The sequence below is a fragment of the Pseudomonas sp. NyZ480 genome, from assembly GCF_029537255.1.
Taxonomy (GTDB): domain Bacteria; phylum Pseudomonadota; class Gammaproteobacteria; order Pseudomonadales; family Pseudomonadaceae; genus Aquipseudomonas; species Aquipseudomonas taiwanensis.
The window spans coordinates 3849325-3876130 of the sequence record NZ_CP120626.1 but is presented as its reverse complement, the minus strand read 5'-3'; the positions used below and the strand labels follow the sequence as shown (position 1 = coordinate 3876130).

At 60.6% G+C, this 26806-nt stretch carries 28 protein-coding genes and 6 tRNA genes; 23 read left to right on the top strand and 11 right to left on the bottom strand.

The window, feature by feature from the left end; all coding sequences use genetic code 11:
* Positions 1–34 precede the first annotated feature (34 nt).
* From P3R38_RS17780 to mgtE, 6 genes are all read left to right on the top strand, one after another.
* Positions 35–125: transfer RNA gene (locus P3R38_RS17780), tRNA-Ser, on the top strand.
* A gap of 75 nt (positions 126–200) precedes the next feature.
* Positions 201–277, top strand: a tRNA-Arg gene (locus P3R38_RS17775).
* A gap of 73 nt (positions 278–350) precedes the next feature.
* A tRNA-Arg gene (locus P3R38_RS17770) sits at positions 351–427 on the top strand.
* Positions 428–500: 73 nt separating this feature from the next.
* Positions 501–577 (top strand) — tRNA-Arg (locus P3R38_RS17765).
* Positions 578–649: 72 nt separating this feature from the next.
* Positions 650–726: transfer RNA gene (locus tag P3R38_RS17760), tRNA-Arg, on the top strand.
* A 426-nt stretch (positions 727–1152) separates the two neighbouring features.
* A complete protein-coding gene (gene mgtE / locus P3R38_RS17755) occupies positions 1153–2595 on the top strand; it encodes a magnesium transporter (protein ID WP_023381585.1) in 1443 nt (480 codons plus the stop codon).
* Between the two features lie 90 nt (positions 2596–2685).
* On the opposite strand, the gene P3R38_RS17750 is transcribed toward mgtE, so the two are convergent.
* Positions 2686–3012, bottom strand: coding sequence for an Arc family DNA-binding protein (locus P3R38_RS17750; RefSeq protein WP_003254499.1), 327 nt, complete (start codon positions 3010–3012; stop codon positions 2686–2688).
* A 346-nt stretch (positions 3013–3358) separates the two neighbouring features.
* On the opposite strand from P3R38_RS17750, the gene phnN reads away from it, so the two are divergent.
* The 4 genes from phnN (at position 3359) to P3R38_RS17730 (ending at position 5985) form a co-directional block, all read left to right on the top strand.
* Positions 3359–3946 carry a phosphonate metabolism protein/1,5-bisphosphokinase (PRPP-forming) PhnN gene (gene phnN / locus P3R38_RS17745; RefSeq protein ID WP_023381584.1) on the top strand — a complete coding sequence of 196 codons (588 nt, stop codon included), beginning with the start codon at positions 3359–3361 and terminating at the stop codon, positions 3944–3946.
* Between the two features lie 121 nt (positions 3947–4067).
* Positions 4068–4144: transfer RNA gene (locus P3R38_RS17740), tRNA-Arg, on the top strand.
* 255 nt (positions 4145–4399) lie between these two features.
* Positions 4400–5266 carry a hypothetical protein gene (locus P3R38_RS17735; protein WP_023381583.1) on the top strand — a complete coding sequence of 289 codons (867 nt, stop codon included), beginning with the start codon at positions 4400–4402 and terminating at the stop codon, positions 5264–5266.
* The gene (locus P3R38_RS17730) at positions 5263–5985 is read left to right on the top strand and encodes a TylF/MycF/NovP-related O-methyltransferase (RefSeq protein WP_012315576.1); all 723 of its coding nucleotides are present in this window, start codon (positions 5263–5265) and stop codon (positions 5983–5985) included. The genes P3R38_RS17735 and P3R38_RS17730 overlap by 4 nt, the downstream gene beginning before the upstream one ends.
* An 86-nt stretch (positions 5986–6071) precedes the next feature.
* On the opposite strand, the gene P3R38_RS17725 is transcribed toward P3R38_RS17730, so the two are convergent.
* From P3R38_RS17725 to P3R38_RS17705, 5 genes are all read right to left on the bottom strand, one after another.
* Entirely contained in the window at positions 6072–6635 is a 564-nt protein-coding gene (locus tag P3R38_RS17725) for a hypothetical protein (RefSeq protein WP_023381582.1), read from the bottom strand.
* A gap of 224 nt (positions 6636–6859) precedes the next feature.
* A complete protein-coding gene (gene lpdA, locus P3R38_RS17720; protein WP_104881392.1) occupies positions 6860–8239 on the bottom strand; it encodes a dihydrolipoyl dehydrogenase in 1380 nt (459 codons plus the stop codon).
* Positions 8240–8241: 2 nt separating this feature from the next.
* Positions 8242–9513 carry a dihydrolipoamide acetyltransferase family protein gene (locus P3R38_RS17715; protein ID WP_023381580.1) on the bottom strand — a complete coding sequence of 424 codons (1272 nt, stop codon included), beginning with the start codon at positions 9511–9513 and terminating at the stop codon, positions 8242–8244.
* Positions 9514–10572 (bottom strand): alpha-ketoacid dehydrogenase subunit beta, encoded by a 1059-nt coding sequence (locus P3R38_RS17710; protein ID WP_023381579.1) that lies wholly within the window; start codon positions 10570–10572, stop codon positions 9514–9516.
* A 1-nt stretch (position 10573) separates the two neighbouring features.
* On the bottom strand, positions 10574–11806 hold the full coding sequence (locus tag P3R38_RS17705; protein ID WP_023381578.1) for a 3-methyl-2-oxobutanoate dehydrogenase (2-methylpropanoyl-transferring) subunit alpha: 1233 nt from the start codon (positions 11804–11806) through the stop codon (positions 10574–10576).
* 197 nt (positions 11807–12003) lie between these two features.
* On the opposite strand from P3R38_RS17705, the gene bkdR reads away from it, so the two are divergent.
* The 3 genes from bkdR to P3R38_RS17690 all read left to right on the top strand — a co-directional run bounded on the left by bkdR (position 12004) and on the right by P3R38_RS17690 (position 15435).
* Positions 12004–12489: a Bkd operon transcriptional regulator BkdR gene (gene bkdR / locus P3R38_RS17700; RefSeq protein WP_023381577.1), complete on the top strand. Its 486-nt coding sequence runs from the start codon at positions 12004–12006 to the stop codon at positions 12487–12489.
* Positions 12490–12723: 234 nt separating this feature from the next.
* Positions 12724–13965, top strand: coding sequence for a glutamine synthetase family protein (locus tag P3R38_RS17695; protein WP_277687230.1), 1242 nt, complete (start codon positions 12724–12726; stop codon positions 13963–13965).
* 129 nt (positions 13966–14094) lie between these two features.
* Entirely contained in the window at positions 14095–15435 is a 1341-nt protein-coding gene (locus P3R38_RS17690; RefSeq protein WP_277686471.1) for an MFS transporter, read from the top strand.
* A 46-nt stretch (positions 15436–15481) separates the two neighbouring features.
* Here P3R38_RS17690 and P3R38_RS17685 read toward each other — a convergent pair whose 3' ends face one another.
* From P3R38_RS17685 to flgA, 5 genes are all read right to left on the bottom strand, one after another.
* On the bottom strand, positions 15482–16051 hold the full coding sequence (locus P3R38_RS17685; protein WP_023381574.1) for a hypothetical protein: 570 nt from the start codon (positions 16049–16051) through the stop codon (positions 15482–15484).
* A 178-nt stretch (positions 16052–16229) separates the two neighbouring features.
* Entirely contained in the window at positions 16230–16973 is a 744-nt protein-coding gene (locus P3R38_RS17680) for a flagellar brake protein (protein WP_023381573.1), read from the bottom strand.
* 80 nt (positions 16974–17053) lie between these two features.
* Positions 17054–17521, bottom strand: coding sequence for a flagellar protein FlgN (locus P3R38_RS17675; RefSeq protein WP_023381572.1), 468 nt, complete (start codon positions 17519–17521; stop codon positions 17054–17056).
* A 51-nt stretch (positions 17522–17572) separates the two neighbouring features.
* Entirely contained in the window at positions 17573–17887 is a 315-nt protein-coding gene (gene flgM / locus P3R38_RS17670; protein WP_023381571.1) for a flagellar biosynthesis anti-sigma factor FlgM, read from the bottom strand.
* 152 nt (positions 17888–18039) lie between these two features.
* Positions 18040–18792, bottom strand: coding sequence for a flagellar basal body P-ring formation chaperone FlgA (gene flgA, locus P3R38_RS17665; protein ID WP_023381570.1), 753 nt, complete (start codon positions 18790–18792; stop codon positions 18040–18042).
* 64 nt (positions 18793–18856) lie between these two features.
* Here flgA and P3R38_RS17660 point away from each other — a divergent pair, with 64 nt between their 5' ends.
* The 10 genes from P3R38_RS17660 (at position 18857) to flgH (ending at position 26804) form a co-directional block, all read left to right on the top strand.
* Entirely contained in the window at positions 18857–19786 is a 930-nt protein-coding gene (locus tag P3R38_RS17660) for a chemotaxis protein CheV (protein WP_023381569.1), read from the top strand.
* Between the two features lie 52 nt (positions 19787–19838).
* Positions 19839–20666 carry a protein-glutamate O-methyltransferase CheR gene (gene cheR / locus P3R38_RS17655; protein WP_277686470.1) on the top strand — a complete coding sequence of 276 codons (828 nt, stop codon included), beginning with the start codon at positions 19839–19841 and terminating at the stop codon, positions 20664–20666.
* A gap of 388 nt (positions 20667–21054) precedes the next feature.
* Positions 21055–21462: a flagellar basal body rod protein FlgB gene (gene flgB, locus P3R38_RS17650; RefSeq protein ID WP_023381567.1), complete on the top strand. Its 408-nt coding sequence runs from the start codon at positions 21055–21057 to the stop codon at positions 21460–21462.
* 2 nt (positions 21463–21464) lie between these two features.
* Positions 21465–21908 carry a flagellar basal body rod protein FlgC gene (gene flgC, locus P3R38_RS17645; RefSeq protein WP_023381566.1) on the top strand — a complete coding sequence of 148 codons (444 nt, stop codon included), beginning with the start codon at positions 21465–21467 and terminating at the stop codon, positions 21906–21908.
* Positions 21909–21923: 15 nt separating this feature from the next.
* The gene (gene flgD, locus P3R38_RS17640) at positions 21924–22634 is read left to right on the top strand and encodes a flagellar hook assembly protein FlgD (RefSeq protein ID WP_023381565.1); all 711 of its coding nucleotides are present in this window, start codon (positions 21924–21926) and stop codon (positions 22632–22634) included.
* Positions 22635–22667: 33 nt separating this feature from the next.
* Positions 22668–24020 (top strand): flagellar hook protein FlgE, encoded by a 1353-nt coding sequence (flgE, locus tag P3R38_RS17635; protein WP_023381564.1) that lies wholly within the window; start codon positions 22668–22670, stop codon positions 24018–24020.
* A 51-nt stretch (positions 24021–24071) separates the two neighbouring features.
* Positions 24072–24257 carry a hypothetical protein gene (locus P3R38_RS17630; protein WP_104881393.1) on the top strand — a complete coding sequence of 62 codons (186 nt, stop codon included), beginning with the start codon at positions 24072–24074 and terminating at the stop codon, positions 24255–24257.
* 224 nt (positions 24258–24481) lie between these two features.
* Positions 24482–25222, top strand: coding sequence for a flagellar basal-body rod protein FlgF (gene flgF, locus P3R38_RS17625; protein WP_023381562.1), 741 nt, complete (start codon positions 24482–24484; stop codon positions 25220–25222).
* 47 nt (positions 25223–25269) lie between these two features.
* Positions 25270–26055 carry a flagellar basal-body rod protein FlgG gene (flgG, locus tag P3R38_RS17620; protein WP_023381561.1) on the top strand — a complete coding sequence of 262 codons (786 nt, stop codon included), beginning with the start codon at positions 25270–25272 and terminating at the stop codon, positions 26053–26055.
* A gap of 53 nt (positions 26056–26108) precedes the next feature.
* Positions 26109–26804 (top strand): flagellar basal body L-ring protein FlgH, encoded by a 696-nt coding sequence (flgH, locus tag P3R38_RS17615; RefSeq protein WP_023381560.1) that lies wholly within the window; start codon positions 26109–26111, stop codon positions 26802–26804.
* Positions 26805–26806: the final 2 nt, after the last annotated feature.

Sequence of the window (26806 nt, the reverse complement as noted above, 5' to 3'; positions counted from 1 at the left end):
AGGAAGAGCCTGTTTAATATTCGCCTCGTGTTGCGGTGAGGTGGCCGAGTGGCCGAAGGCGCTCCCCTGCTAAGGGAGTATACCTCATAAGGGTATCGGGGGTTCGAATCCCCCCTTCACCGCCATTATTCGCTTAGGGCGCTGTAGCTGATCAGGCTTCAGCCAGATCGTTCAGCGACCTAGCATGCGCAGCAAGACACGGACTCATAGCTCAGCTGGATAGAGTACTCGGCTACGAACCGAGCGGTCGGAGGTTCGAATCCTCCTGAGTCCGCCATTTTTGAAGTGGCTTTGTGTGTCAGGGTGACTTCAATCAACCAGTGGTAACCTGGTCTAAAACTACCATCTACGGACTCATAGCTCAGCTGGATAGAGTACTCGGCTACGAACCGAGCGGTCGGAGGTTCGAATCCTCCTGAGTCCGCCACTTTTGAAGTGGCTTTGCTTGCCAAGGCGGCTTCAGTCAACCAGTGGTAATCTGGTCTAAAACTACCATCTACGGACTCATAGCTCAGCTGGATAGAGTACTCGGCTACGAACCGAGCGGTCGGAGGTTCGAATCCTCCTGAGTCCGCCACTTTTGAAGTGGCTTTGTTTACCAAGGCGGCTTCAGTCAACCAGTGGTAATCTGGTCTAAAACTACCATCACGGACTCATAGCTCAGCTGGATAGAGTACTCGGCTACGAACCGAGCGGTCGGAGGTTCGAATCCTCCTGAGTCCGCCATACATCAAGAAGCCCGCTCAAATCGAGCGGGCTTTTTGTTTTTCGTTGTCGCTGAATTGTCAGCAATGTGCAACTAAGCTTTCGGGTAAGGGTCGGCTTGCCGGCGATGGGTTGCGCAGCAGCCCAGTCCCTTCACGAACTGAAAGCCTACAGGCGCATGATAAATGTGCTTTTAACGTCAGAGCAGCCGTCGCACTGATAGCTTCGAGCGTTGTCCTAGCTTTATCGCGCAAACGATTGTTCTGGCCAAAAATTTAAGCGATCTGACAGCTTAGGCAGTGTATGATTGCGCCCGTCAGCCCCGCCGGGGCTTGTGGAATACCACCATGGACTTACCCAGTAGTTACTCCTTAAGAAGATTCATACAGAAAGATCTGACCGATTGATTCTCCCGGCGTGCTCCGCTGCTGGGAGTGGAGTTCGCCTATGACTGAAGTAGAAGTAAAAAAAGGCCAAGAGAGCCTGCAGGATCGCCTGGCCCAGGTGGTCGAGCTGCTGCAGCGCCAACGAGTGGTCGAAGACCTGACGCACCGCCAGGAAGGTCACCACCATGACCTGGTGGAAAACCTCGTCCACCGTCAGAACCTGGTTGAGCTGCAACGCAAGCTCGACGATCTGCACCCTGCCGACATTGCATACATCCTCGAAGCATTGCCACTGGAAGACCGTCTGACGGTTTGGCAGCTGGTGCGCTCGGATCGCGATGGCGACATTCTTCTTGAAGTCTCCGACGCCGTGCGGCAAACCCTGATCGCCGATATGGACGATCACGAGCTGTTGGCTGCCGCCAAGGAGATGGATGCCGACGAGCTGGCCGACCTGGCCCCAGAGTTGCCGCGAGACGTCATTCACGAGCTCATGGAAAGCCTCGATGCCCAGCAGCGTGAGCGCGTACGCTCGGCACTGAGCTACGACGAAGAGCAGGTCGGCGCGCTGATGGACTTCGAGATGGTCACCATCCGCGAAGACGTCAGCCTGGAAGTGGTGCTGCGTTACCTGCGCCGGCTCAAGGAGCTGCCGAACCACACGGACAAGCTGTTCGTGGTCGACTATGACGGCAAACTCAAAGGCGTATTGCCCATCAAGCGTCTTTTGGTCAACGACCCGGAGAAAAAGGTGGCGGAGGTCATGGCGACTGACCCCGTGTCCTTTAACCCTGAGGAAGACGCCTACGACGCGGCCCAGGCTTTCGAACGTTACGATTTGGTTTCCGCTCCGGTGGTGGACAAGAGCGACCGTTTGATCGGTCGTCTGACCATTGACGAGATGGTCGACCTGATCCGTGAGGAGAGCGAAAGCGAAGTGCTGAACATGGCCGGTCTGCGCGAAGAGGAAGATATCTTCGCCTCGGTCTGGCGCTCGCTGCGCAACCGCTGGGCTTGGTTGGCGATCAACCTGATCACGGCGTTTCTGGCGTCCCGCGTGATCGGTCTGTTCGAAGGCTCGATTGAAAAGCTGGTTGCGCTGGCGGCGCTGATGCCGATCGTGGCAGGCATTGGCGGTAACTCCGGTAACCAGACCATCACCATGATCGTGCGGGCCATGGCGCTCGATCAGGTGTCTCCGGGCAACACCGCGCGCTTGATGCGCAAGGAATTGGCGGTCTCTCTGCTCAATGGCCTGATCTGGGGCGGCGTGATCGGGGCGGTTGCCTTCTGGCTATATGGCAGTTGGTCGCTGGGGTTGGTGATGACCGCGGCAATGACCCTGAACTTGTTACTGGCAGCGCTGATGGGGGTGTTGATCCCGATGACCCTGACCCGTCTGGGGCGCGACCCTGCCATGGGCTCTAGCGTGATGATCACTGCGGTAACCGACAGTGGTGGCTTCTTCATTTTCCTGGGATTGGCAACGCTGTTCCTGATGTAGGAAGGGGTTGCCGATGGGCTGACTTAGGCAGCCCATGGCGACGCAAAAAAAAGCCAGCTTACGCTGGCTTTTCAATGCTTGCTCGAAGCCTCAGGAGGCGTCGGCAGCCATTTCCACATCGTGAGCGATGAGGGCGACCAGCGCATTCTGCTGGCGGTGGGAGAGCTGGCGGAAGCGTTGCAGCAACTCGCGCTCATGCAGGGACAGTTCAGGGCTGTCCAGGCGCATGCTTAGCTCGTCGCCCAGCGCACCTTCCTGGATAAGGCTTTGTTCCAGGCGAGCGATGATTTCAGAGTTCATGCTGCGGTGGTGGTTGCGCGCTACCTCGGCAATGCGCTCACGCATTCCGTCTGGCAGGCGGACGACAAACTTGTCAGCGGTGCGGCTCGAATAGATAGCCTGTTTCATTGGGCGCATATAAATTGACCGGATTTTTTGGTTCAGGGGAAGCGGTTCTCAAATTGGCCGCACGGGGTGGAAGTACGACCGTGGCGACGACAAAATGTTCAACCGTCGTGAAAAATTGGGTGCTCATCTTGCCTCAAGGTCGCCGTTTCCTTGGCGTCAATTCTGTGACAAATAGTGAGCCGGATAAAGGCTTTTTGCCAGTACCAATTATCAGAAATGAGCACTGGTTTGAAAAGTTTTGCATGTACCGGCACGCCACACCGTCAGACCTTTGCCGTCAAAAACTGGTAAATCGCAGCAAAGGGTCGGGAAAACACCTAGAATGCGCGGGTTTCCTACATTGAGCATAGTGGCTATGCAACATGACGCAAGCGCCCGCAATACTCCCTCAGGCCGCCTGATCTACCTGGTAGGACCATCAGGTTCAGGAAAAGATTCCCTGATCGATGCATCGCGTGCGCAATTGACCGCCGCTGGGGTGGAAATTGCCCGTCGGGTCATCACGCGATCTGCTGAGTCCAAGGGCGAGGCGGCGCACGGTGTCACGTCCGAGCGCTTCGAGGAGATGCGCAAGGCTGGAGCGTTCGCCATGCATTGGCGAGCCAATGGTCTGGATTACGGTATTCCGTCGCAAGTGGACCAATGGCTCAGTGAGGGCCGGCATGTGCTGGTCAATGGTTCGCGCGCCTACCTGCCTTTGGCGCGGCAGCGTTACCCCGACATGGTGGCGGTATGCATTGCCGTGCGGCCAGAGGTGTTGCGCCAGCGTTTGCTAGCCAGGGGGCGTGAAACGTCGGAAGAGGTCGAGCAGCGCTTGGCGCGCAATGCCCAGTTGCAGACCGGGCAGGAGCCGGGTGTGCATGTGCTGGATAACTCCACTTCGCTGGAAATGGCCGTCGAAGGGCTGCTGGCGCTTTTGAGACAAGAGCGCCTGCTGGACTAAGCGTTTTGCCAACATCGGAAATCGCCTACGTGCAAAAAGCCCGACAGAGACATGACAAACGGCATTGCGCTGGTTAACATGTTTGCCGTCCTGCCGTGTAGCGCTCGCTGCCGGCTCTTGTGTCTCAGTAGCTCAATTGGATAGAGCATCCCCCTCCTAAGGGGAAGGTTGCAGGTTCAATTCCTGCCTGGGACGCCACTCAAAGCCCAAACAAATTACCTTTGCACCAAGCGTGGCAACCGGATCGCCGGTACATCCACGCTTAAAGTTTCCTGTCAGCATGCCGATCACTTGGTCACTGGATACGGGCAATGCATCCGTATCGCCAATGGTTGAAGTTGCTGCCTTCAGCGGCAGTGTGCGTCGCCTTGCGTCCACTTCAATTCATGCCCCGCTGCTGGTCGACGCAGCCCGCGGTGGGCATTGGTCACAATGAGTTCTGAAGGGGCAAGTATGAATTTTTATGTCAACCAGGTGAAAAACAAGCCGGACTACCGGGGCTCGCTGTTCAAGGGCGACATTTTCCTGGAGACCGGCCTTGGCAATGCGCACCAGTTGTGCGCCCTGGCCCGGCAGAGCATCACCGCTGCGTTCGATGGCGAAACCGATCACCAGTCGCTGCACAAGATGATGCCGGTGGAAACCTTCGTCGAGCGTGTCACCGCACTCAAGCGCCAGTTCACCAATGGCCCTGAGGCCAAGGCGCTGATCCGCGATTTCATTCGGGAGATCGGGGCCGACCCGAAGGACTACATCTTCGACGTGCCTCGGGTACGTGTGGTACCCAACTATGACTATCTGCACGCGGGCGTGAGCTACGCCTACAAGCCGCACCGCGATACCTGGTACGGCAGTGTGGAAAGCCAGGTCAACACCTGGATGCCGGTGTACAGCATCGAGCCCGACCAGACCATGATGATCAACCCGGCCTACTTCGACCGTCCTGTGCAGAACAGCTCCGCCCAATGGAGCCTGAACGACTGGATCAATGTGCAACGGCACAAGGCTTCTCAGAACATCACCGAAGAGACCCGCGTGCACCCGGTGCCGTTGGAGGACATCGACACCAGCGCCGAGTTGCGCGTGGCCGCCAACAGCGGCGAGATGCTGATATTCTCCGGTTCCCATTTGCACGGCACCGTGGCCAACTTCACCGACAAGGTGCGCTTCAGCGTGGACTTTCGCCTGATCCACCTGCAAGACCTGCTGCACAAGCGCGGCGCGCCGAACGTCGACAATGGCTGTTCGGATGCAGAGGCCGGCTTCAAAGATTTTTTCAATGCCAGCGACTTTTCGCAATTCCAGGGAGTTAACCCATGACCAAGCGTCGCCTGACTGCTGCCGAGGTCGAGTACAACGAAAAGCGCGCTAGCGTGCTGAGCCGTGTCGATGCCCAATACGTGGCGGATGCGCCGTTCGTGTTTGCCAACCGTATCGCCGTGACCGCCGCGCTGTCGCGCATCGAGCTGTTCAAGATGGTCCAGGACATCCCTGGCGCCATCGTCGAGTGCGGTGTGTACAAAGGCAACTCGCTGATGCTGTACATGCAGCTTTCGATGATCCTGGAACCTTACGCGATCAACCGTTCGATCATCGGTTTCGATACTTTCGGCGGCTTTGCCAGCATCGACGCCGAGCAGGATCCAGCCGACATCAACGAGAGCATGTTCTCCGATACGGACGAGACCCTGATCCAGGACATGATCGAGGCCAACGACCTGATCCGTCCGGTCAACCGTATCCCCCGTTGCGAGATCGTCAAGGGCGACATCCTGGAGACCGTACCGGCTTTCGTGAAAACCCGTCCTGACCTGGTGGTGGCGATGCTGATCCTCGACACCGACCTGTACTCGTCGACCAAGGTCGCCTTGGAGACGTTCCTGCCATACATGCCAAAGGGTGCGATCGTGGTGCTGGATGAAGTCGCCTATCGCAACTTCCCAGGCGAGACTGCCGCTCTGCGTGACGTGCTGGACCTGAACAAAATCGAGCTCAAGCGCCTGCCGTTCGACTCGTCGGTGGGGTACTTCCGCGTCTGAAGTGAACCATCGGCATGAGAGGGCACGACCTGGGCGTCGGCCCTTTCATGTGCGGTTCTCCTTGACCGGGATAAAGGCGAGGAGGATCAGACCTCCATCGCTTCCAGGGCCTTCTCGCGGTCCTGTGCGCTCTGCGATGTCGCCACGTCAGCGCCTACCTGGGCCCGCGCTTCACTTAGCGCCTGTTGTTGCACCTTGGCCTGGGTGTTCATCTCGATATCTTCCTTGATCCGCTGGGCGATCTGCTCACCGATCTTCTGCTTCTGCTCCGGCGGCAGGGCTTCGAACTCCTCGACCGTCAGGCCCAGTTCTGCCAGAACCTTCTCCTGCACCTTCTCTTCCGGTGTCTTGGCCATGTACTCACGGAATTCCTGCAGGGCATTGCTGGTGTCCTGCGAGTTGATGCTGGCCTGCTGGCGCGCCGCGATGTCGGGGTTTTGCAGCAGCACCTTGAGTTTGGCGAAGGCCTCTTCGCGGGCATCTTCGGCGTTTTGCTGTGCAGTGTTGCCCTGACTGTTCTGTTGAGCCGAGGTATTGCTGGTGGTTACCGGGGGACGTGTCTGCACGACTTCGGCCAGTGCCTGTTCATTGCTGACTCGCTGCTGTTGGATGTTCGCCTGCCAGCCCAGGCCGTTGGATGTAATGAGCATGTTTCCTCCTTGGAAAGGTATAGGACAGGAGAGGGGTCGCAAAAGCTGTGCCAGGCGCGAAAAGCGCGAACGTAGAGCGCTTTGGCCATTTCCGGCGGGCATTTGCTCGGAACATGCTTGCCCTTGTGCGGAATGACCTTGCCGCAGGCGGCAAGCACGGGATGAAAAAAGACCCGCGGCGCCTGGGGCGCAGCGGGCCAACATCGGCCGTAGCCGCTTCAGTGTCAGATATGCAGTGCGTGGCCCAAGGCGCGCAGTGCTGCTTCCTGCACCGCCTCGCCCAAGGTCGGATGGGCGTGGATGGTGCCGGCGATATCCTCCAGTCGCGCACCCATTTCCAGTGACTGGGCAAAGGCGGTGGACAGCTCGGAGACCGCCACGCCAACCGCTTGCCAGCCAAGGATCAGATGGTTGTCGCGACGCGCCACCACCCGCACGAATCCGCTTTTCGACTCCAGGCTCATGGCCCGGCCATTGGCGGCGAACGGGAACTGCGCGACGATACAGTCAAGGCCTTGCGCGGTTGCCTGCTCGGGGGTTTTGCCGACCACCACCACTTCCGGGTCGGTGAAACACACCGCCGCAATGGCCGCAGGCTCAAAACGCCGTGCCTTGCCGGCGATGATTTCGGCCACCATCTCACCTTGCGCCATGGCGCGATGGGCAAGCATGGGTTCGCCCGCCACGTCACCGATGGCCCAGACATTGCGCATGCTGGTCTGGCAGCGGTCGTCGACGGCGATGGCCGCGCCGTTCATCTTCAGGTCCAGGCATTCCAGGTTGTAGCCCTGGGTACGGGGACGGCGTCCGACCGCCACCAGCACCCGGTCGGCGTCCAGGCTCAACTGCGCGCCCTGGCTGTCGCGGGCCAGCAGGCAGCCATCGGCATAGCCCTCGACGCTGTGGCCAAGGTGCAGCCGGACACCCAGTTTCTTCAAGGTTTCGGCCACGGGTGCGGTCAGTTCGCTGTCGTAGGTCGGCAGGATGCGCTCGCGTGCCTCGACCACGCTGACCTCGGCGCCCAGCTTGCGGTAGGCGATGCCCAGCTCAAGGCCGATGTAGCCGCCGCCGACCACCACCAGATGCCGGGGCAGGGTCGTGGGCGCCAGGGCTTCGGTGGACGAGATGACGGCACCACCCAGTGGCAGCATCGGCAACTCGACGCTGTTCGAGCCAGTGGCCAGCAACAGGTGTTCACACTGGATGCGCTGGCCGTCGACCTCGACATGCTTGCCGTCGAGGATCTTCGCCCAGCCATGGATCACCTTCACGCCATGCTTCTTCAGCAAGGTCGCCACGCCGGTGGTAAGACGGTCGACGATGCCATCTTTCCACGCCACGCTGCGGCCGATGTCCAGGGTTGGCGAGCTTACGCTGATGCCAAGCGGCGACTGTTCGGTGTGCCGTGTCATCTGATGGAACTGCTCGGCCACGTGGATCAGTGCCTTGGAGGGTATGCAGCCGACGTTCAGACAGGTACCGCCCAGGGCCTGGCCTTCCACCAGCACGGTGGGGATGCCCAGTTGCCCGGCACGGATGGCGGCCACGTAACCGCCAGGGCCGCCGCCAATGATCAGCAGTGTGGTATCGATAGTCTGTTGCATGCTCACTCCACGAACAGGCAGGCGGGTTGCTCAAGCAGGCCGCGCACGGCCTGGATGAACAAAGCGGCATCCATGCCATCGACCACGCGGTGGTCGAACGAGCTGGACAGGTTCATCATCTTGCGCACCACGATCTGGCCGTCGATCACCACGGGCCGCTCGACGATGCGGTTGACCCCGACGATGGCGACTTCCGGGGTGTTGACCACCGGCGTGCTGACGATGCCGCCCAAGGCGCCAAGGCTGGTCAGGGTGATGGTCGAGCCGGACAGCTCCTCGCGGCTGGCCTTGTTGTTGCGGGCAGCGAGGGCCAAGCGCGCGATTTCGCTGGCATTGCCCCACAGGCTGCCGGCCTCGGCGTGACGCAGCACCGGCACCATCAGGCCGTTGTCGCCCTGGGTGGCGATGCCGACGTGCACCGCGCCGTGACGGGTGATGACCTGGGCCTCGTCATCGTAGGTGGCGTTGATCTGTGGGAAGTCGCGCAGGGCTACGACCAGCGCACGAACCAGGAATGGCAACAGGGTGAGCTTGCCTCGGCTTTCACCGTGCTTCTGGTTCAGTTGCTGGCGCAGGGCTTCCAGCGCGGTGACGTCGATTTCCTCGACATAGCTGAAGTGCGCCACTCGGCGCTTGGCATCCTGCATGCGCTGGGCAATCTTGCGGCGCAGGCCGATCACCTGCACCTGTTCACTGTCAGTGCGCTTGGCGTAGCCCATCGGTGCTTGTCCGGCGCTGGTCTGCGGTTTGCTCATGAACGCATCGAGGTCTTCGTGCAGGATACGCCCAGCCGGGCCGCTGCCGTGCACGTAACGCAATTCGATGCCCGCATCCAGCGCCCGCTTGCGTACGGCGGGGGAGGCCAGTGGTTTCTCATTGGCCTGGCGCGGCACGATGGGGGCCGCCGAACAAGCGGCAGTGGGCTGGCTGGCCACCGGCTTTGCGTGCGGTTGCGGCTCAATGGCAGCCGGCGCCGCCACTGTCGGTGTTTCAAGCGCTTTGGGCTGCGGTACATCCACATGGTTGCCGCTGCCTTCCACTTCGATGCGGATCAGCTCGCTGCCGACCGCCATCACTTCCCCAGGCTGACCGCCAAGGGCCAGCACCTTGCCGCTCACTGGTGAGGGAATTTCCACGGTGGCTTTGTCGGTCATGACATCGGCCACCACCTGGTCTTCGGTGATGACATCACCGACCTTGACGAACCACTCGACCAACTCGACCTGTGCGATGCCTTCGCCGATGTCCGGCATCTTGATGACGTGCGTGCCCATTCAGACCTCCATGACCCGTTTCAATGCCGCGCCTACCCGAGAAGGGCCTGGGAAGTAAGCCCATTCCTGTGCATGAGGGTAGGGAGTGTCCCAGCCGGTCACACGCTCGATGGGGGCTTCGAGGTGGTGGAAGCAATGCTCCTGGACCAGCGAAACCAGTTCGGCGCCGAAGCCGCAGGTGCGGGTGGCTTCGTGCACCACCACGCAACGGCCGGTCTTCTTCACCGACTCGACGATGGTCTCAAGGTCCAGCGGCCAAAGGCTGCGCAGGTCGATTACCTCGGCGTCCACGCCGGTTTCCTCGGCGGCTACCTGGGCGACGTAGACGGTGGTGCCGTAGGTCAGCACGGTGACATCGTTGCCCGGGCGGGTGATGGCGGCCTTGTCCAGCGGCACGGTGTAGTAACCGTCCGGCACGGCGCTCTGCGGGTGTTTCGACCAGGGCGTTACCGGGCGTTCGTGGTGGCCATCGAAGGGGCCGTTGTACAGGCGCTTGGGCTCGAGGAAGATCACCGGGTCGTCGCATTCGATCGAAGCGATCAACAAGCCTTTGGCGTCGTAGGGGTTGGACGGCATCACGGTACGCAGGCCGCACACCTGTGTGAACATCGCCTCAGGGCTCTGGCTGTGGGTCTGGCCGCCGTAGATGCCGCCGCCGCAGGGCATGCGCAGGGTCAGCGGGGCGATGAACTCACCGGCGGAACGATAGCGCAGGCGTGCCATTTCCGAGACGATCTGGTCGGAGGCAGGATAGAAGTAGTCGGCGAACTGGATTTCCACCACTGGCCGCAAACCATAGGCGCCCATGCCCACGGCGGTGCCGACGATACCGCTTTCGGAAATCGGTGCGTCGAACACCCGCGACTTGCCGTACTTGTTCTGCAGGCCCTCGGTGCAACGGAACACGCCGCCGAAGTAACCGACGTCCTGGCCGTAGATCACCACGTTGTCATCGCGCTCGAGCATGACATCCATGGCCGAGCGCAGGGCCTGGATCATGGTCATGGTAGTGGTGGCCATGGCGGTTTCCGGTTTGATGCTGTTGTTGTGATCGTTCATCTCAAACCCCCAGTTCCTGGCGTTGGCGGCGCAGGTGATCGGGCATCTCCTTGTACACGTCCTCGAACATCGAGGCGGCGCTTGGAATATGGCCGTTGGCCAGGGTGCCGTATTGTTCGGCTTCCTTCTGCGCGGCCAGGACGGCGGCCTCCAGCTCTGCGGTCACAGCCTGGTGTTCTTCCTCGGACCATTGGCCGATGGCGATCAAGTGCTGTTTCAGGCGCAGGATCGGGTCGCCCAGTGGGAAGTGGCTCCAGTCATCGGCAGGGCGGTACTTGGACGGGTCATCCGAAGTCGAGTGCGGGCCGGCGCGGTAGGTAACCCACTCGATCAGGGTCGGCCCCAAACCACGGCGAGCACGTTCGGCGGCCCACCGCGAGGCGGCGTAAACGGCCAGGAAGTCGTTGCCATCGACGCGCAGCGACGCGATACCGCAGCCTACGCCACGTCCGGCAAAAGTGGTCGACTCGCCACCGGCAATGGCCTGGAAGGTGGAGATCGCCCACTGGTTGTTGACCACATTGAGGATGACCGGCGCACGGTAGACGTGAGCGAAGGTCAAGGCGGTGTGGAAGTCCGACTCGGCGGTGGCGCCATCGCCGATCCAGGCAGAGGCGATCTTGGTGTCGCCCTTGATCGCCGAGGCCATGGCCCAGCCAACGGCCTGGACGAACTGGGTGGCCAGGTTGCCGCTGATGGTGAAGAAGCCCGCTTCGCGCACCGAATACATGATTGGCAGCTGGCGCCCCTTGAGCGGGTCGCGCTCGTTGGACAGCAGTTGGCAGATCATCTCCACCAGCGACACGTCGCGGGCCATCAGAATGCTCTGCTGACGATAGGTGGGGAAGCACATGTCGGTGCGGTTCAGGGCCAGGGCCTGGGCGCTGCCGATGGCTTCCTCGCCCAGGCTCTGCATGTAGAAGGACATCTTCTTCTGGCGCTGGGCGACCACCATGCGGTTGTCGAAGATGCGCGTCTTGAGCATGGCGCGCATGCCTTGACGCAATACCTTCGGATCGATGTCCTCGGCCCATGGACCCAGGGCATTGCCCTGTTCGTCCAACACACGAATCAGGCTGTAGGACAGGTCTGAGGTGTCGGCAGGTTCGACGTCGATCGGTGGTTTACGGACTTGACCCGCATCGTTCAGACGCAGGTAGGAGAAATCGGTCTGGCAGCCTGGCCGGCCGGTAGGCTCGGGCACATGCAAACGCAGGGGGGCGTACTCGTTCATGCTTTTTACGCTCGCTCGGATGTTGTTTTTGTGAGCTCTGAAGCGGCCGCCGCTGAATACCGGCTTGTGACTGGTAAGTCAGCGTCATTTACATCTTAGAGGCACGGCGGAAGAATTTTTCTCTCAAGTTGATTGCCTTTGCAGTGCGGGGAAGATAAACATTCCGCATAAACACAAAAAACCGGTGAATTTGTCTCATGCGCAAACTCGATCGTACGGATATCGGCATTCTCAACAGCCTTCAGGAAAACGCTCGCATCACCAACGCCGAGCTTGCGCGCTCGGTGAACCTCTCGCCCACGCCCTGTTTCAACCGGGTCAAGGCCATGGAAGAGCTGGGCGTGATTCGTCAGCAGGTGACGTTACTGGCGCCTGAAGTGCTTGGTCTGGATGTGAACGTGTTCATCCATGTCAGCCTGGAGAAGCAGGTGGAGCAATCGCTGCATCGCTTCGAAGAGGAGATTGCCGAGCGGCCGGAAGTGATGGAGTGCTACCTGATGACGGGAGATCCCGACTATCTACTGCGGGTCTTGTTGCCGAGCATCCAGGCGCTGGAGCGGTTTCTCGATTACCTGACCCGTTTACCGGGGGTGGCGAATATTCGTTCCAGCTTCGCGTTGAAGCAGGTGCGATACAAGACCGCATTGCCGTTGCCGGCCAACGGGATGACGTTGCGGGAATAGGGCGCCTGTAATGGGATAGACGCCGGCTTGCCGGCGATGACTGTGGCAGGCAAGCACCTTGCCGTAGGTGCTTGATATTTTAAACACCCCCAGCCTAATGTTGTTTCAGCTGATAACAACAAGGACCGCGTCATGACCACCGCCAGCCCGCGCTCGCTCACCGAGCGCCTCAAGGGCATCGACCAGATCGAATGCGTCACCCCCGACCTCAACGGCGTTCCGCGCGGCAAGGTGATGACCGCCGAAGGTTTTCTCGAAGGCCGGCGCTTGCAGATGGCGCGCGGAGTCCTGCTGCAATGCATCATGGGGGGGTATCCTCCGGCGAAGTTCTACGGAAGCGACGACGGTGACCTGGCCCTTGCTGCAGACCCGGCTCACATCTATCGTCTGCCTTGGAGCGACGGGGGGCTGGCCTTGGCGATTTGCGACGCCAACGAGCTGAGTGGCAATCCGTCAGGCTTGTCCACGCGCGGTCTGCTAAAAGCAGTCATCGCCCGATACGCTAGCCTGGGCCTGGCGCCGGTAGTGGCGACCGAGCTTGAGTTCTTCGTCTTCGCCGCCAACAGTGACCCGGTTCAGCCCTTCTTGCCGCCGCTTGGCAAGGATGGCCGCCGCGAACTTGGTCACTCGGCGTTCAGCGTCAGCTCCAACCACGGTCTTCGGCCTTTCTTCGCCGAGGTGTACCAGTGCATGGCGGCCATGGGCCTGCCGCGTGACACCTTCATGCACGAGATGGGCGTCAGCCAGTTCGAGATCAACCTGTTGCACGGTGATCCGCTGTTGCTGGCTGACCAGACCTTCCTGTTCAAGCACTTGCTCAAGGAAGTGGCGCTCAAGCATGGCCTGACCGTGGTCTGCATGGCCAAGCCACTGGCCAGGACGCCTGGTAGCTCGATGCACATCCACCAGAGCCTGGTGCAGATCGACACAGGGCGCACTGTGTTCAGCGATGGCCAGGGCCAGGCGACCGAGACCTTCTACCACTTCATCGGTGGCTTGCAGGCCTGCCTGGCCGACTTCACCGCGTTGTTCGCGCCCAACGTCAATTCCTATCAGCGCCTGTGCCACCCGTATGCCTCGCCGAACAACGCCTGCTGGTCGCAGGACAACCGCGCCGCGGGCTTGCGCATTCCCGCCAGCGCGCCGGCGGCGCGGCGGGTCGAGAACCGTTTACCAGGTGCGGATGCCAACCCTTACCTGGCTATTGCCGCCAGTCTTGCGGCGGGCCTGCACGGTATCGAGCAGCGCCTGCAGCCGACGCCGGCCATCCAGGGCGAGTTCGAGGTGCCGGAACACCTGAGTCTGCCCTGCACGCTGCACGCTGCGTTGGAGCGCCTCCAGCGCAGTGGGCTGGCGCGGGAGCTGTTCGGGGATGAGTTCATCGAGGGTTACCTGGCCACCAAGACGATGGAGCTGACGGATTTCTTTGATGAGATCACGCCTTGGGAGCGGCGAGTGCTTGCGACACAGGCCTGAACGCGACACAAGCACGACTGGATGCGCCTTTGACCAGGTATTTCACCTTCAAGGGCCTGCGCCGTGGCCGATTTACTTTTATGCTTGCCTGCAACCAACGCCACCTGACCAGGGAGCTAGACGGGACGTATGCGTAACATCTGGAAGCCGTTTCAGTCGCTGTATTTCGCGGCCTTGATGATGCTGATCGGCTCAGGCCTGCTCAGTACCTACCTGGCCCTGCGCCTGGCGGCCGATCATGTCGACAGCCTGTGGGTGGGTGCGCTGATGGCGGCCAACTATTTTGGCCTGGCGGTGGGCGGCAAGGTCGGTCACCGACTGATCGGCAGGGTGGGGCACATTCGTGCCTACGCGACCTGTGCCGGAATCGTAGGTGCGGCGGTATTGGGCCACGGCCTGACCAATTGGCTGCCGGTCTGGGTCGGGCTGAGGATGATCGTCGGCCTGGGCATGATGTGCCAGTACATGGTGATCGAAAGCTGGCTCAACGAGCAGGCGGATGCCAAGCACCGTGGTGCGGTGTTCAGTGGCTACATGATCGCCTCGTACCTGGGGTTGGTACTCGGTCAGTTGATCCTGGTGGTGCACCCGCAGTTGGGGCCTGAGCTGCTGATGCTGGTCGCCATGTGCTTTGCCCTGTGCCTGGTTCCGGTTGCCATGACCCGGCGGATTCACCCGGCGCCGCTGCGCCCGGCACCGATGGAGCCGAAGTTCTTCATCAAGCGGGTACCGCAGTCGCTGAGCACGGTGTTGGGTTCGGGCCTGATCGTCGGTTCGTTCTACGGCCTGGCGCCGCTGTATGCCTCCAGCCAAGGGCTGTCTACCGAACAGATCGGTCTGTTCATGGGTAGCTGCATCTTTGCCGGCCTGCTGGTGCAGTGGCCGTTGGGCTGGCTATCAGATCGCTACGATCGCGCGGTGCTGATCCGCAGCGTCGCCGTGGGGCTGGCGCTGGCTTCGGCACCTTTGGCCTTCCTGCCCAGTGTGCCGCTGGAGTTGCTGTTCGGCATTGGCTTCGTGATTTCTCTGTTGCAGTTCTGCCTGTATCCGTTGGCAGTGGCATTCTCCAATGACCACGTCGAAAGCGAGCGACGGGTTTCATTGACCGCCATGCTGCTGGTCACCTACGGCGTGGGTGCGTGCATAGGGCCCTTGGCAGCGGGGGTGCTCATGAAGGTGCTGGGCGCGCAAATGCTGTACGCCTTCTTCGTGTTCTTCGCGTTGGTACTGGTATGGCGGATCCGACCGAAAGCGGTTACCGGTCTGCATCAGGTGCAGGACGCGCCGCTGGGTCACGTGGCGATGCCGGCGGCGGGCTCGCCGCTGTCGGCGGCACTTGACCCGCGGGTTGACGAACAGACCGTGCAGGACATGATGCAGGCGCCGGTAGCGGCGGAGGATACCGAGGAAGATCAGGCGCCAAGGGCCAATGGCGTCAAGCCTGAGGCAGAGATGGACCGTTCGGTTTGACGCGGTGAGCAATCCGCAGTGGCCGGTGGGGCCATCGCGGATCGCCTCAGGCAACCGTGATGTTACGCAGTTGGAATCTCAATATCTCGCCGTCCATGTTCCCGGCGTTGAGAAACCAGTGATGCAAATGCGGTTTGTTCCTCGTGTAGACGCTTTTGATGTGTGCCACCCTGTAGCCGTCCTTGTCGCGTAGGTAGAACTCGATGTTCTCGGCGCTCTGGATGTCGCCATCCCATGGCTGTAGCGTTTCGATTTTCCAGATCGTCTGGCGGGTGGGCAGCAGGTTCACAGGATTCAGCGCGTCGATGATCCTTCCTGCCACGTGCGTCCCGTACAGGCCAAGCCAGCCGTTCTTGTTCTGTTGGAGCCTCGCACCTCGATACTCCCAGGTGTCCGCGCACTGGATGCGGTAAAGGGTGCGGTCATGTTTTTCCTCGATGAACACGAATTCGAACGTGATCGGCCTGAAACTCAGCGTTGCGCCTCGATAATCTTCGGTGCACAGCCAGCCGTCCTGGTCGGCGGCGTAAAGCGGGTGCGCTGCCAGCGGTGTTTCGACAACGCCTACCCGGCCGTGCTGGCAATGTAATTCGGCGGTAAATGTGCGATGCAGCATCGTGTGTCCTCGGCTCGAAGCGTTCTTGGCGCGGTGCGGGACACACTAAACGGTCGGGCTTTGGCCGGTAACCTGGAAACGCTGCAGCAAAGGGGAGCTGCTTGTTAGGCTGCAAGTCATCCGGGCGGAAAAACGAAAACGCCACCCATTGGGTGGCGTTCGCGGAGGAGGCGAGCGATCAATAATCGTCTTTGTCGAACCGGCGCGCTTCACGCTGCAGCTGGTAAACGAAACTTTCGATCTTGCGTTGCGCCTGGCCGTTCAGGTTATGGAAGCGCACGCCCGCGAAAGTGGTGTTGATCCGCTCTTCGAAGTGCAGGTGGCGCAGCTCGACCATGGTATCCACCAGGCCCAGGGGGTTGCCGGACTTGAACCGTTCGTACACTTGGCCCAGCTGCAGGCGCTCGGAAACGTCGCCTTCAAAACGCAGTTTGCAGCCGGTGGCCGAAATATCCAGCAGTTTGCCACGCAGGGCACCGTTACCCTTGAGGTGGGTGCCGTCAAGGATGACGTCGACCAGTTGCGAGAGCTTCAGCGCAGCGCGAAAGGCATTGCGACGCTGGTGGTAGGTCATCTCCCTCGGCAGGCCGCCACGGTAGCAGCGGTGACCATCGACTTCGCTGATTCGCAGCTGATCGTTGCATTCCCAGGCGATGCGCACGCCATCGTGGAAGCCTTCGACGCGGAAGGGTTCGCCGTTCTCGATGAATTTTTCGCCATCGCGCGGGATCATTTCATCCAGGGCCAGGACATCGCTATCGCGGTCCACTTGCACCACGTAACTCTGGAACCGCTGGCTACGCTCATGGAAGGTGATGATCAGAGGATCGTGGCTTTCCTGCAACTGGCGTAGGTTGGCCGCGATCTCCAAAGGCGTGGTCAGCACCTTTGGTGGCTGCGGAGCGTCGGTTTCATTGAACACGGGTTATCAATCTCCAGGCAAAAACGGCACACGCAAGTTACGGCATTTTGCCATTATGTTCCGTGCCTTGATAGAACTAATCACACTTGGCTGAGCGCCCGGGGCTTGTTCATTGGCGAGGTAGTGCCACGGCTGTCATACAGGGACGGAGAGTCGCCACCGTTGAGAATTCGGATCTGGTTGGCCGTGGTGTGTTGTTGCATCTGGATGATACGGCCATTGGTCTCGTTGACCTTCTTGCAGGCATCCAGCAATTGGCCGAGTACATCAAGCTGCTGCATGATGATTTCGCCGTTGGACGATTGTGCGGCCAGGGCTTGCACGCCAGCACGGTCGGGGCTCAGGCCCAGCTGGGTGAGCAACTGGTTGCGTCGCTGCCCCTGCTGCTCCAGCAAGACGATCAAAGACTGCTTACGGGCCAGAATGTGCTCCAGCACCATCATGTCGCGGCCATGCAGGGCCAGCGCTTCCTTTTCAAGAAGCTCGAGCAGCTCCTGAGTGGGGGCGATGTCGTCTTCGATCAGTTGCAGCAGAGTGATATCGTGCATGGCTAACTCTTAGGCCTTTATTAGCGTCCGTGAAGTCAGCGCGCCGTAAGGTTAGCGCTGGGCTTCGAAATCAAGCAGTTTGCTGGCGACCCGGCCGGCATCGACCTGGTAGCTGCCGTCTGCGATCGCCTGTTTCAACTGGGCCACACGGGCGCTGTTGACCTCGGGTTGATCGCGCAGCTTGTCGCTGATCTTCTGCAACTGCTGAGCCTCTTGGCTGAGGTGTACCGCTTCTCCGCTGGCGCTGGCGCTTTTCGGCGCCTCTTGGGTTTCGCCGGTTTTGTCGGCGCTACCGGACGCGGTGTTGCCGCGTACGCCGCCCGTGATGGACGGAGAGTTATTCAAACGACTGAAGTCGATGACCATGATCAGAAACCTCTGGGTATTTGGACGCTTGCCTTGTTTTCGGCCAACCCGAAAGAAACTTTAGGCACAAATGCATAGCCGCCTGGCAGCGCGCTCGCGAACCCGATTTCTGACACAGTTTAGGAAAAGCAGTTCCTCACTGCCAGTCCATTCTACATGGCGACCTCCACCTGCCCTGGGCCTGTGACCCGGGCTTTTACCACGCGTTTGGAGTTCAGGTTGCGGATGCGGATCTGTTCGCCGATGCCGCCTTTGCTGAGCGCTTCGCCTGGCATGCGCACGCTCAGGGTGCCGCTGCGCGCAACGATCACCACGTGGTCGCCCTTGCGCACGACGTCGGCCTGTTCCAGGTGTTGGGGAGTCAAGACCTGGTCGAGCACCGTGGGGCGCAGCACTTTCATCTCAAGCGCCTGGTCGAGTTCGGTGAGAAAGCCTTGGTTCAGCGTTCCGACATCCCGTTCGCGCAGGGCGACGTCACCCTCGCCGACCGTGCTGCCGCGCTTGAGTGGGCGGGTGGCCACCACCACGTCGCGATACAGCCGCACGGTGGCCGGCACGAATACCGTCCAGGGGGCGCTGCCATCGCAGCGTACGCGCACCGTTACCCGGCCCAGCGGCTGGGCCGGGCTTTCCAGCGAAGCGTCCAAGGCCTGGCTGCACAGTGGCATGCGTAGGCGCGGGTCGAGCGAATTGACCTGGATGTCGTAGCGGCCCGCGGTCTGGGTCGTGGCCAGGTAATCCTCAACGGTAAATTCAAGAAACCCTTGGGTGACACCGATAAGCTGTTCAGGCAAGGTGAACGCGTCCGCCAGCGTACGAGCACCGGGTGCCAGCAGGCACAGCGCGGCGAGCGTGCTGCTCAGCAGGCGGGTCAATCGTCGGAAAAATGTCGTTTTCGTGTACATGGCACTCAAAAAAGCAAAGCCCGTGCCGACTCGGTACATAGGCTGACAAGTAAAGGAGTCTGGCATGGCTGGTGTTATGGATTCGGTCAACCAGCGCACGCAACTGGTGGGGCAGAATCGCCTGGAGTTGCTGTTGTTCCGCCTCAACGGCGAGCAACTCTACGGCATCAACGTATTCAAGGTCAGGGAAGTGCTGCAGTGCCCGGAGCTGACCTTGCTGCCCAAGTCCCATCCGGTGGTGCGTGGTGTGGCCAATATTCGCGGGGCGACCATCCCGATCCTCGACTTGTCGATGGCGACCGGTTTGCCCGGCCTTACGGAAGACACGCGCAACAGCTTCGTGATCATCACCGAGTACAACACCAAGACTCAGGGCTTTTTGGTGCACTCGGTGGAGCGCATCGTCAACATGAACTGGGAAGAGATCCATCCGCCACCCAAGGGGACTGGGCGCGATCACTACCTGACGGCGGTCACCCGGGTGGACAACCGCATGGTCGAGATCATCGATGTGGAGAAGGTGCTGGCCGAAGTGGCGCCGTCGTCCGAGTCGGTGTCCGCCGGCGTGGTCGATGCCGAGGTGCAGGACAAGGCCGTGCTGCTTCGGGTGCTTACTGTCGACGACTCGTCGGTGGCGCGCAAGCAGGTCAGTCGTTGCCTGCAGACGGTCGGTGTCGAGGTGGTGGCGCTCAACGATGGTCGTCAGGCCCTGGATTACCTGCGCAAGCTGGTGGACGAGGGCAAGCGACCCGAGGAGGAGTTCCTGATGATGATCTCGGACATTGAAATGCCGGAAATGGATGGCTATACGCTGACTGCGGAGATTCGCAGTGACCCGCGTATGCAAAAGTTGCACATCGTCCTGCATACTTCATTGTCGGGGGTGTTCAACCAGGCCATGGTCAAGAAGGTCGGCGCCGATGACTTCCTGGCCAAATTCAAGCCGGACGACCTTGCCCAGCGCGTGGTCGACCGGATCAAGGCAACGCATTGAAGCAGTTGGGGGGACAGCTCCCGACACCAGTGATTGAAAAGAGGCGGCGTTAGTGTCTACGGGTAATTTGGATTTCGAACAGTTCCGGGTATTCCTGGAGAAAGCCTGTGGCATCCTGCTGGGCGAGAATAAGCAGTATCTGGTCTCCAGCCGTCTCAACAAGCTGATGGAGCAGCAGGGCATCAAGAGCTTGGGCGAGCTGGTCCAGCGTATTCAGACGCAGCCGCGTAGTGGGCTGCGCGAGCAGGTGGTCGATGCCATGACCACCAACGAGACCCTGTGGTTTCGCGACACCTATCCGTTCGAAGTGTTGAAGAACAAGGTGGTTCCGGAGTTCATCAAGAACAATCCGGGTCAGCGTCTGCGCATCTGGTCGGCGGCCTGTTCGTCGGGGCAGGAGCCTTACTCCATCTCCATGGCGCTGGACGAGTTCGAGCGCAGCAACCTCGGACAGTTGAAGATGGGAGCGCAGATCGTCGCCACCGACCTGTCCGGTTCGATGCTGAACAACTGCAAGACGGGTGAGTATGACAGCCTGGCGATTGCCCGTGGTTTGTCCCAGGAGCGGTTGCAGCGTTACTTCGACACCAAGGGGCCAGGGCGTTGGGCGGTGAAGCCGGCCATTCGTAGCCGTGTCGAGTTCCGTTCGTTCAATTTGCTCGACAGCTATGCGGCGCTGGGCAAGTTCGACATCGTGTTTTGCCGCAACGTGCTGATCTACTTCTCGGCGCAGGTGAAGAAAGACATTTTGATGCGCATTCACAGCACCTTGAAACCGGGTGGTTATCTGTTCCTTGGCGCTTCCGAGGCGCTGAACGGGCTGCCGGATCATTACCAGATGGTGCAGTGCAGCCCGGGGATCATCTACCAGGCCAAGTGATCAGGAGGGGGCGGGTGCTTGTCTGTGGGGTGTGGCGCCTGTGAGATCGAGCGCCGCCCGCGCGGCGCATCCCCAGCAAGGCTCGCTCCTACGTTTGTTCACGGCCAATAACATCTGTGGCGCGCGCGCGCGACCGCCGCAGCGCTCCCGACCAACTCCCATCGCCCCGCCATCTGCCCTCTGACGTCAATTTTTTGTTTTGCCGCTTTTGCCGTCCGGCAATTGCCGCTCAGGCATCTCCAGGCGGAAGCACTTTGCCGCTTTTCTGGCATGCCGGCGCTGCCGGTAACCGCAAAAACCCCGCAAACATGGGCTTCTACAGGTTTGGCACAGCACTTGCTAAAGCTTTGGCAACCACACGCTGGTCAACCTTTGAAGGTTCCCTGACATGAGCATCAGTTTCGACAAGGCGCTTGGCATTCACGAAAAGGCCCTGGGCTTCCGCGCCCAGCGTGCCGAAGTGCTGGCCAACAACATCGCCAACGCCGACACGCCCAACTACAAGGCGCGTGACATGGATTTCTCGTCGGTGCTCGCCGCCGAGAGTCAGAAGCAGCAGAGCGGGCGCTTCGCCATGGAGCGTACCAACAGCCGGCACATCGAGGCCGAAGGCCTGGCCATGGCGGACGATACCCTCCAGTACCGTACGCCTGCGATGCCGTCGATCGACCAGAATACCGTCGACGCCCAGGTAGAGCAGGCCAACTACACGGAAAACGCCATGGGCTTCCAGGCCAGCTTCACCTTGCTCAACAGTAAATTCAAAGGGCTGGTTTCGGCCCTGCGCGGAGAGTAACCATGTCCCTGTCCAGTGTCTTCAACATCGCAGGCTCCGGCATGAGCGCGCAGAACACGCGTCTCAATACCGTGGCCTCCAACATCGCCAACGCCGAGACCGTTTCGTCGAGCATCGACCAGACCTACCGCGCTCGCCACCCGGTGTTCGCCACCACGTTCCAGAACGCGCAGAGCGGCGTCAGCCAGTCGCTGTTCGAAGACCAGGGTGAAGCCGGTCAAGGCGTTCAGGTCAAGGGCATCATCGAAGACCAGAGCAACCTGGAAGCGCGCTACGAGCCCAACCATCCGGCGGCGAACAAGGACGGTTACGTCTACTACCCCAACGTCAACGTGGTCGAGGAGATGGCTGACATGATCTCCGCCAGCCGTGCGTTCCAGACCAACGCCGAACTGATGAACACCGCCAAGAACATGATGCAGAAAGTACTGACCCTGGGTCAGTGATAAGGAATCCAGACCATGGCAGTCGATAGCACCAGTGGTGTGAACCTCAATGACGTCATCGCGGCGTCAGGTGTCACCACCAGCAGCGCCAAGAAGACCACGACTACCAGCGCTGCGACCGGCAACCAGACGTTGGGCAAAGATGCCTTCCTGCAGTTGCTGGTCACCCAGATGCAGAACCAGAACCCGCTGGATCCGCAGGACAACAGCGAATTCGTCGCACAGTTGGCGCAATTCAGTAGCCTCGAAGGCATCACCTCGTTGAACGAGTCGGTCAGCGCCATCACCAGCGCCATGGCTTCGTCGCAAGCGCTGCAGGCGTCCTCGCTGGTCGGTCGTTCGGTGATCGTGCAGAACGACAAGGCCATCGTCGACACCACTGAGAGCTTCAACGCGCAGTTCGTGGTGCCCCAAGCCATCAGCGAAGCGAAGATCACTATCACCGACAAGGATGGCAACACCGTCAAGACCATCGAGTTGGGCGAGCAGAAGGCCGGTTATGCCGACTTCATCTGGGATGGTACCAACAGCAAGGGCGAGAAGGTCGATCCGGGCACTTACACCTTTACCGCCACTACCACGGTGGACGGCAAGGCGGTGCAGATGAATACCTTGCTGCCAGCCAAGGTCACCAGCGTCAGCTTCAACACCACCGGCGAGATGGTGCTGAACCTGGCGGGTGTCGGCAAGGTTTCGCTGTCCGACGTACAAACCATCGGTATCTAAGGCCGATAGAACGGCAAGAAAAGGAGCAACTACATGTCTTTCAATATCGGCCTTAGCGGTCTGTACGCGGCCAACAAGCAACTGGACGTCACTGGCAACAACATCGCCAACGTCAACACCACCGGCTTTAAATCCTCCCGTGCCGAATTCGCAGACGTATACGCGGGGGCCAACCGCCTGGGCGTGGGCAAGAACCAGGTGGGTAACGGTGTGCGCTTGGCAGCGATCTCCCAGCAGTTCAGCCAGGGCGACGTCAACAACACCGGCAACGTACTGGACATGGGTATCCAAGGCCAGGGCTTCTTCATCCTGTCTGACAACGGTGCGCGCGTGTACACCCGTGCCGGTGCCTTCCAGAACAGCAAGGATAACTACGTGATCACCTCGGACGGCCTGCGCCTGCAAGGCTATGCCGCCGACGAGAACGGCAACATCAAGCGTGGCGTACTGACCGATCTCAAGATCGATACCTCCTCGCTGGCGCCGAAGGCCACCACCCTGATCGACCAGGGCATCAACCTGAACTCCGAGGCGGACATCATTCCGCTGCCGAGCGCCACGCCTGCCGGTCCGGCGTTCGACCCGGCCGACGATACTACCTATACCAAGTCGTTCCCGACCAAGGTGTATGACAGTCAGGGTAACGAGCACACCATGGAGCAGTTCTACCGCAAGACCGGGACGAACCAGTGGACCATGTACACCCTGATCGATGGCCGCAATCCGATGGACCCGACGTCGGCTGCCCCGCTGGAGGCGTCCATGACCTTCAACTCCGACGGTAGCGTGGCGTCGATGGCGACCGACCCTGCCAGCATTCCTGTGGGTGCTCCGGCCGGTGCCCAGTGGGACGTGACCAACAATACCTTCACCCTCAAGGGTTGGATTCCAGCCGCCAAGGATGCTTCGGGTAACTGGGCCTCCAACGGTTCTGCGGAAAACGCTGCGGGCATGCGCCTGTCGATGAACAGCACCACGTCCTACAACACGGAAACCGCGCGCATGTCGCAGTCCCAGGACGGCTACGCCACCGGTATCCTGTCGAGCCTGTCGATCGACTCCACCGGCGTGATGTTCGCAAGCTTCAGCAACCAGCAGTCGCGCGCCATCGGCCAGGTGGCCCTGGCCAGCTTCGCCAACGAACAGGGTCTGCAGCAGATTGGCGGCACTCGCTGGACCGAGACCTACTCCTCGGGTATTCCGGGCATTGACTCGCCGAAGACCGGTACTCTGGGTAGCGTCGAGTCCAACTCGCTGGAAGCCTCGAACGTCAACCTGACGCAAGAGCTGGTCGAGCTGATCAAGGCGCAGAGCAACTACCAGGCGAACGCCAAGACCATCTCCACCGAAAGCACCATCATGCAGACCATCATCCAGATGACCTGATGCTGGATTGAGGGTAGGGGCTGCAGGGCGGCCCCGCTTCATGGAGTTAGCATGAACAAGTGGCTCATTGCGCTGGTCGCCGTTTTTTGCCTTGCCCAGGTCCAGGCTGGCACCGCTTATTGGTGGCGCTGGGAGAGCCAGGCGGATGGCCGGCTGGTCTGTTCGCAATGGTCGCCGGGTGATGGCTGGAAGAAGTTCGCCGGGCCATACACCAATGGTGGCTGCAGGGAGCCATAGCGCCACTTGGGATCTTGCCGGCGACGAGGTCTTAACAAGCCATCGTCTTTGCCGCCAGCGGCAACCCGGCGCCGGATAACCGACGTCAGTGCCGGTCACCAGCCCCTCGAAAGCCCGTATTTACGGGCTTTTTCACGATTTAAGAAAGTTGGTTCGGAACTTGCTTTAAAGCCTGCACAGCAACGGCGAGCGGCAAATGATCGCCAGTGCAGCGGAGGATGACTGTGGACAAGATGCTTTACGTGGCCATGACCGGCGCCAGCCAGAACGCGCTGGCGCAGAAGGCCCATGCCAACAACCTGGCGAACGTTTCCACCAACGGTTTCCAGCGTGACCTGGAGCAGGCGCGCTCGATGCCGGTGTTCGGTGACAGCTTTCCGGCGCGTGCGTTCGCGATGACTGAGCGTCCCGCGACCGACTTCAGCGAAGGGCCGATGGTCGAGACTGGGCGTGAACTGGACGTGGCAGTCGCGGGGCAGGGCTTCATCGCCGTGCAGGCGCCAGATGGCAGCGAGGCTTACGTGCGCACCGGCAGCCTGAACATCGATGCGCTGGGCGTGCTGCGCGCCGGCAACGGTATGCCGGTGATCGGCAACGGTGGTCCGATCGCCATTCCGCCAGAGCAGAAGGTGGAAGTGGGCGCCGACGGCACCATCAGTATCCGTGCCATGGGTGAAGACCCCCGGGTGATGGCCGAGGTCGATCGCATCAAACTGGTCAACCCCGACACCAAGGGCCTGACCAAAGGCCTGGATGGCTTGATCCACACCCAGAATGGCCAGCCGGCCGACGCCGACGTCAATGTGCGCGTGGTGTCCGGTTTCCTGGAGGGCAGCAATGTCAATGCCGTCGAAGAAATGACTTCGGTGCTCGCGCTGTCCCGTCAATTCGAACTGCACGTCAAGATGATGAACGCGGCCAAGGAAGGCGATGAAGCCATGGCGCGTGTTTTGCAAATCGGCTAATCACATTTGAAAGGGTGCCGTAAAACAGGCGCACGAGGAGAACACTGATGCTTCCGGCTCTTTGGGTCGCTAAAACCGGCCTGTCCGCCCAGGACACCAACCTGACCGTCATTTCCAACAACCTGGCCAACGTCTCGACCACCGGCTTCAAGCGTGATCGCGCCGAGTTCCAGGACTTGCTCTACCAGATCAAGCGTCAGCCGGGCGCGCAGTCCACCCAGGACAGCGAACTGCCGTCGGGTCTGCAGGTCGGTACCGGTGTGCGCATCGTCGGCACCCAGAAGAACTTCCAGACCGGTAGTCTGCAGACCACCGAGAACCCGTTGGACATCGCCGTCAACGGCCGTGGTTTCTTCCAGATCCTGCAACCCGATGGCACCGTTTCCTATACCCGTGACGGTACCTTCCACCTGAACTCTGATGGTCAGGTCGTCAACGCCGATGGCCTGGCGCTGGAGCCGGCCATCGTCGTGCCAAACGACGCCCAGACCTTCACCGTCGGCCAGGACGGCACCGTGTCGATCACCACCGCCGGCAACCCGGCCGCCCAGGTCATCGGCAACATTCAGACCGCTGACTTCATCAACCCGGCCGGCCTGCAGGCGATGGGCAACAACCTGTTCCTGGAGACCGCCGCCAGTGGCGCCCCACAGGTGGGTACCCCAGGCCTGAACGGTTTCGGTACCACCTTGCAGCAGACCTTGGAGAACTCCAACGTCAGCACCGTGGAAGAGCTGGTGAACATGATCACCACCCAGCGCGCCTACGAGATGAACTCCAAGGTCATCTCCACTGCCGACCAGATGCTGTCGTTCGTCACTCAGCAGCTGTAACGCCGGCTTCTGGTTCCTAGCTCCTAGTTCAGTTGCAGCATGAGGTAAGTGTCATGAATCGTTTGTTGTCCGTTTTCGCCCTGGGGGGGGCGGTGTTGATGGCAGGTTGTGTCGCTCCGACACCCAAGCCCAACGACCCGTACTACGCGCCGGTCCTGCCGCGCACCCCGTTGCCGGCAGCGGCCAACAACGGTTCGATCTACCAGGCGGGCTTCGATCAGAACCTGTACAGCGACCGCAAGGCGTTCCGGGTCGGTGACATCATCACCATCACCCTCAACGAACGCACCTCGGCCAGCAAGAACGCAGGTTCCCAGATTCAGAAGAACAGCAATGCCAACATTGGCCTGACCTCGCTGTTCGGGACCACGCCCAATACCAACAACCCGTTCGGTGGTGGCGACCTTTCCCTCGAGGCGGGCTACAGCGGTGAGCGTGCCACCAAGGGCGATAGCAAGGCCACCCAGGGCAACACCCTGACCGGTTCGATCACTGTCACCGTCGCCGACGTGCTGCCCAATGGCATCATCGCCGTGCGCGGCGAGAAGTGGATGACCCTGAACACCGGCGAGGAACTGGTGCGCATTGCGGGCTTGGTCCGTGCTGACGATATCGCCACCGACAACACCGTGCCGTCGACCCGTGTGGCCGATGCGCGCATCACCTATTCGGGCACCGGCTCCTTCGCCGATGCCAGTCAGCCGGGCTGGCTGGATCGCTTCTTCGTCAGCCCGCTCTGGCCCTTCTGAGT